8 protein-coding genes are annotated in these 5,287 nt (G+C 76.4%); all 8 read left to right on the forward strand.

The annotated features are described in order from the left end of the window. Positions 1 to 65 precede the first annotated feature (65 nt). A complete protein-coding gene (locus ACFV0G_RS25020; RefSeq protein ID WP_380552058.1) occupies positions 66 to 521 on the forward strand; it encodes a hypothetical protein in 456 nt (151 codons plus the stop codon). A gap of 23 nt (positions 522 to 544) precedes the next feature. Continuing rightward, on the forward strand, positions 545 to 919 hold the full coding sequence (gene hisI / locus ACFV0G_RS25025; RefSeq protein WP_380552061.1) for a phosphoribosyl-AMP cyclohydrolase: 375 nt from the start codon (positions 545 to 547) through the stop codon (positions 917 to 919). Positions 920 to 1,000: 81 nt separating this feature from the next. Next, positions 1,001 to 2,518: an anthranilate synthase component I gene (locus tag ACFV0G_RS25030; RefSeq protein ID WP_380552064.1), complete on the forward strand. Its 1,518-nt coding sequence runs from the start codon at positions 1,001 to 1,003 to the stop codon at positions 2,516 to 2,518. Between the two features lie 27 nt (positions 2,519 to 2,545). Continuing rightward, entirely contained in the window at positions 2,546 to 2,974 is a 429-nt protein-coding gene (locus ACFV0G_RS25035; protein WP_380552067.1) for a Uma2 family endonuclease, read from the forward strand. 34 nt (positions 2,975 to 3,008) lie between these two features. After that, complete coding sequence (locus tag ACFV0G_RS25040; protein WP_380552070.1) at positions 3,009 to 3,605, forward strand: TIGR02234 family membrane protein; 597 nt, start codon at positions 3,009 to 3,011, stop codon at positions 3,603 to 3,605. Positions 3,606 to 3,717: 112 nt separating this feature from the next. Continuing rightward, entirely contained in the window at positions 3,718 to 3,972 is a 255-nt protein-coding gene (locus tag ACFV0G_RS25045) for an HGxxPAAW family protein (protein ID WP_380552073.1), read from the forward strand. Between the two features lie 85 nt (positions 3,973 to 4,057). After that, positions 4,058 to 4,489, forward strand: coding sequence for a DUF2752 domain-containing protein (locus tag ACFV0G_RS25050; RefSeq protein WP_380552076.1), 432 nt, complete (start codon positions 4,058 to 4,060; stop codon positions 4,487 to 4,489). A 248-nt stretch (positions 4,490 to 4,737) separates the two neighbouring features. After that, positions 4,738 to 5,287, forward strand: a 550-nt coding sequence (locus tag ACFV0G_RS25055) for an indole-3-glycerol-phosphate synthase (RefSeq protein WP_380552079.1), incomplete at its 3' end; no start/stop codon positions are given.

The following is a 5,287-nucleotide window of genomic DNA, read 5'->3' on the forward strand; positions in this document are numbered from 1 at the left end:
CCCGGCACCCCCGCGCCGCCCGCTAGGCTGGGAGCGGCACGACCCGGACAAGGGGTCGAGAACTCATGCGCGTCGGAATCACCGGGCACCAGGGCCTGTCGGACCTCACCGAGATGCTCGTCCGCGGCCGGATGTGGCAGCTGGTCACCGCCCACGGTGCCTACGACCTGGTCGGCGTGGGCTGCCTGCGGCCCGGGCCGGAGACCTGGTTCGCCCAGGCCGTCCTGGAGCACGGCGGCCGGATCGAGCTCATCGTCCCGGCCGGCGCCCCGCCGGAGCCCTCCGGCGTCCGCCGCCGGCTGGCCGCCCGGGCCAGTGCGGTGCACCGGCTGGCCCCCGCCCTCGCCGGCGGCCCCGGCGACGACACCTGCCACGCCCTGATCGGCACCGTCGACGAGCTCATCGCCGTCTGGGACGGCCGCCCCGGCAGCGAGCCCGCCCGGGTCGTCGAGGCCGCCCGCCGGGCCGGCCTGTTCGTCGAGGTGGTCTGGCCGGACGGCTGCGAGAGCCCGGCCCGGTGATCACACCTGCGAGAATGGGCACCATGTCCTCCACACCCGCCGCCCCCGGCTCCACCGCCCTGGACGCCGCCGTCGCCGCCCGCCTCAAGCGCTCCGCCGACGGCCTGCTCCCCGCGATCGCCCAGCAGTACGACACCGGCGAGGTGCTGATGCTCGGGTGGATGGACGACGAGGCGCTGCACCGCACCCTCACCACTGGGCGCTGCACCTACTGGAGCCGCAGCCGCAGCGAGTACTGGGTCAAGGGCGACACCTCCGGCCACGTCCAGCGGGTCGTCAGCGTCGCCCTCGACTGCGACGGCGACACCCTGCTCGTCAAGGTCGACCAGACCGGCGCCGCCTGCCACACCGGCGACCGGACGTGCTTCGACGCCGACCTGCTGCCCCTCGCTCGCTAGCCTGTCCCCACGGCCCGCAGCCCCAGGGCCCGCAGCTGGATCTCCCCGCCCGACACACCCCCCTCCGAACGGTGCCGCCGCATGGATCTCGAGGCCTTCCGCAAGCTCGCCGCAGACACCCGGGTCATCCCCGTCACCCGCAGGCTCCTCGCGGACGGCCTCACCCCGATCGGGCTGTACCGCAGCCTGGCCGCCGAACGGCCCGGCACCTTCCTGCTGGAGTCCGCCGAGCACGGCCGCAGCTGGTCGCGGTACTCCTTCGTCGGCGTCCGCAGCGCCGCCACCCTCACCGTCGGCGAGGACGGCGGCGCCCGCTGGCTCGGCACCCCGCCGGTCGGCATCCCGCGGGACGGCGACCCGCTGGACGTGCTGCGCACCGCCCTCACCGCGCTGCACACCCCGCGGCACACCGACGACGGCCTGCCCCCGCTCACCGGCGGCATGGTCGGCTACCTCGGCTACGACGTCGTCCGCCGGCTGGAGAAGCTGCCCGACCTCACCCCGGACGACCTGCGGCTGCCCGAGCTCACCCTGCTGCTCGCCACCGACCTGGCCGTGCTCGACCACGCCGACGGCACCGTGCTGCTGATCGCCAACGCGGTCAACCACAACGACCGGGCGAGCGGCGTCGACGAGGCGTACGCCGACGCGGTGGCCCGCCTCGACGCCATGGAGGCGGACCTGCTCAAGCCCGTCGACCCGGGCCTGGCCACCTTCACCCCGACCGCCGCCGAGGCGCACTCGCCGTTCGGCGGCGCGCCCTACCGGGCCGCGGTCGAGACGGTCAAGGAGCGCATCCGGGCCGGCGAGGCCTTCCAGGTGGTGCCCTCCCAGCGGTTCGAGGCGCCATGCCCGGCGTCCGCGCTGGACGTCTACCGGGTGCTGCGCACCACCAACCCCAGCCCGTACATGTACCTGTTCCGCTTCCCGGGCCCGGACGGCACCGCGGAGGGCGGCTTCGACGTGGTCGGCTCCAGCCCGGAGGCCCTGGTCAAGGTCACCGACGGCGAGGCGATGCTGCACCCGATCGCCGGCACCCGGCACCGCGGCGCCACCCCGCACGAGGACGCCGAGCTCGCCGCCGAGCTGCTCGCCGACCCGAAGGAGCGCGCCGAGCACCTGATGCTGGTCGACCTCGGCCGCAACGACCTCGGCCGGGTCTGCGAGCCGGGCACCGTCGAGGTCGTCGACTTCATGGCGATCGAGCGCTACAGCCACGTCATGCACATCGTCTCCACCGTCACCGGCCGGGTCGCCGAGGGCAACACCGCCTTCGACGTGCTCACCGCCTGCTTCCCCGCCGGCACCCTCTCCGGCGCGCCCAAGCCCCGCGCCATGCAGATCATCGAGGAGCTGGAGCCCACCCGCCGCGGCCTGTACGGCGGCTGCGTCGGCTACCTGGACTTCGCCGGCGACTCCGACACCGCGATCGCCATCCGCACCGCCGTGCTCCGCGACGGCACCGCCTACGTCCAGGCCGGCGCCGGGGTGGTCGCCGACTCCGACCCGCACGGCGAGGACACCGAGTGCCGCAACAAGGCGGCCGCGGTGCTGCGCGCCGTCGCCACCGCCGCCACCCTGCGCCCGCCGGTATCGTGAACTGACCGGAGGAAGGGGACGGCCGGCATGAGCAGCGACCCGGGCGCGATCGTGCGCGCCGCGGCCCGGCAGATCGGCGAGCAGCTCGGCGGGCGGGGCACGGTCCGCCGCGGCCTCGCCGTGTCCGGCGCCGCCCCGGACCTCGCGGTGCTCGCCCCGGCCCGCCCGGGCCCCGGTGCCGCGGCCCCGGCGGTCGAGGCGGTGCTGGACGTCCTGCCCCACGCCCGCGACGACCTGCGGTTCGCCGCCCGGCGGCGGGCGCACGCCGCGGGCGGCATCCCGGTGTACGTGGTCGTGGACCCGGCCGAGGGGCTGTGCACCGTCCACTCCGACCCCGAGCCGTCCGGCCTCTACCGCACCGCCGAGCACCTGCCGTTCGGCGCGGACCTCTTCCTGCAGCTGGCCGGCCGGACGCTGGTGGTGGGCACCGACGAGTTCCCGAGGGACCCCGGCTGACCGTCCGGTCCGTGCGGTCGGCGATAGTGGACGGGTGAGTTCCCCCGCTTCGAAGAACAGCCGCCGCCCGCTCGCCCTCATGCTGCTGCTGACCGCACTCGGCGCCGTCCTCGTGCTGACCTCGGTCGGCCGCGTCTGGGCCCACGGCGTGGTCGCCGGCACCGCGGGCGGCCGGCTGGAGGTCAGCGCCACCGGCTCCCGGCTGACCGGGCTGCCCGCCGGCCTCGCCCTGGTCGCCATGGCGGCCGCGGTGGCCGTGTTCGCGGTGCGCGGCGCCGCCCGGACGGCGGTCGGGGCGCTCACCGCGCTGGCCGGCCTGGGCGCGGTGGCCGGCGCCCTGCTCGGGGCCACCGACACCGCCGCGCTGGACGGCGAGGCCGCCGGGAGGCTGGCGCTCGCCGGTGCACACGCCGAGCAGATCGGCCACACCGCCTGGCCGTGGGCCGCGGTGGCGGGCGGGCTGCTGCTGGCCGCGGCCGGCCTGCTCACCGTCGTCCGCGGCCGGACCTGGCCGGCGATGGGCGCCCGCTACGACGCGCCGACCCGCCGCGCCGCCGCGGCCCCCCGGCCGACCGACTCCTCGGCGGAGCTGTGGAAGGCCCTCGACCGTGGCGAAGATCCCACCGGTTGACCCAGGGGCCGCCTTGGGGATGGGTGTGAGGGCCCGGCACAATGGAGGACGTCAACCCGTCGAGCGCCTCGCGCCGCCCGGCCGGGATCCGGAGAACAAGGAGCACCAACAGATGTCGGCAGCAGCGCACGGCCACACTCCCGCCGCCTGGACCGGCGTGACCATTGCGTTCATCGGCTTCACCGTCAGCGGCGTCGCGATGATCATCCCCAGCCCCCTGCTCGTCGTCGCCGGCCTGCTGCTCGTCGTGGTCGGCGGTGTCGTCGGCAAGGCGATGGCGATGGCCGGCATGGGCAAGCAGCCCAGCCCGCACTTCGCCGCCGCGGCCCCGGCGGCCGAGGAGCGCGCCGTGGTCGGCGCGGGCTGACCCCCGTACGCACGGCAACGGCGGGCGCCACGCCCGCCGTTCCCTTTTGCGCCCGCACCCGCGCGGTGGGGGCACAATCTCCAGGGTGAACGCACCCGCAGCCCCCGCCCCGCTCGGCCGACGGCTGGCCCGCCCGCTGGCCGCCCTGGCCGCGGTGGCGCTGCCCACCGCGTACGTCGCCACGGTCGACCCGAACACCCCCGGCCACTACCCGGTCTGCCCGGTGCTCCGGGCCACCGGCTGGTGGTGCCCGGGCTGCGGCGGCCTGCGCTGCGTCCACGCCCTCACCCACGGTGACCTGACCGCGGCCGGGCACGACAACCTGCTGGTCATGGTGCTCGCCGGGGTGCTGGCCGTGCTGTGGCTGCGGTGGGTCTGGGCGGCGCTCACCGACGGCCGGCCGCCCCGGGTGTCGTTCAGCGGCCGACAGACCGTCCTGCTGATCGTCGTCCTCGCGGTCTTCACCGTGGTGCGGAACCTGCCCGGCGGCGCCGGTCTCGCCCCGCCGCTGGTCTGACCGGGCCCTGCGCACCGGCGCCCCGCGGCCCCGCCGCGCCCGGCGCACGGTCCGTTCCGCGAGACGCACGCCCGGTGGATGCGCCCCGCGCGCCCGGTGCCCGATACCATCGAAGAGCCGACGGGGGCGCATGCGCACCGAATCCTCACTTTTTCGGGCCGTCGCCCCGGCCGGATCGACCGGACGGCCAGGCCGGGCGGGTCACGACCCGGCCGGCATCCGCTAGCAGACATGATGGGGGCGCTCGCGTGAGTGTGCTCGACGAGATCATCGACGGGGTCCGCGAGGACCTCGCCGAGCGACAGGCCCGGGTCTCCCTGGACGAGCTCAAGGAGCTCGCCGCCAGGGCGCCCGAGGCCAAGGACGGCGTGGCCGCGCTGCGCGGCGACGGTGTCCGGGTGATCTGCGAGGTCAAGCGCTCCAGCCCCTCGAAGGGCGCGCTCGCGGCGATCCCCGACCCGGCCGCCCTGGCGCAGGACTACGCGGCCGGTGGCGCCGCCGCGATCAGCGTGCTGACCGAGCAGCGCCGCTTCGGCGGCTCGCTCGCCGACCTCGACGCGGTCCGCGCGGCGGTCGACACCCCGGTCCTGCGCAAGGACTTCATCGTCACCGCCTACCAGCTCTGGGAGGCCCGCGCCCACGGCGCCGACCTCGCGCTGCTGATCGTCGCCGCGCTGGAGCAGCCGGCCCTCGTCTCGCTCATCGAGCGGGCCGAGTCGAGGCGGCCCCCCCCGCGGGGGGGGGGGGCCTCCGCGGGTGTGATAGCGCGCGCGGCGCGGGGCGGCGCCCGCGCCGGGG

Source organism: Kitasatospora sp. NPDC059571, from assembly GCF_042735675.1.
GTDB lineage: Bacteria > Actinomycetota > Actinomycetes > Streptomycetales > Streptomycetaceae > Kitasatospora.

Excerpts from the sequence above, each read along its gene's own strand:
- ACFV0G_RS25045 (WP_380552073.1), top strand. The coding sequence starts at position 3,718 with ATGTCGGCAGCAGCGCACGGCCACACTCCCGCCGCCTGGACCGGCGTG.
- hisI (WP_380552061.1), top strand. The coding sequence starts at position 545 with ATGTCCTCCACACCCGCCGCCCCCGGCTCCACCGCCCTGGACGCCGCC.
- ACFV0G_RS25035 (WP_380552067.1), top strand. The coding sequence starts at position 2,546 with ATGAGCAGCGACCCGGGCGCGATCGTGCGCGCCGCGGCCCGGCAGATC.
- ACFV0G_RS25030 (WP_380552064.1), top strand. The coding sequence starts at position 1,001 with ATGGATCTCGAGGCCTTCCGCAAGCTCGCCGCAGACACCCGGGTCATC.
- ACFV0G_RS25020 (WP_380552058.1), top strand. The coding sequence starts at position 66 with ATGCGCGTCGGAATCACCGGGCACCAGGGCCTGTCGGACCTCACCGAG.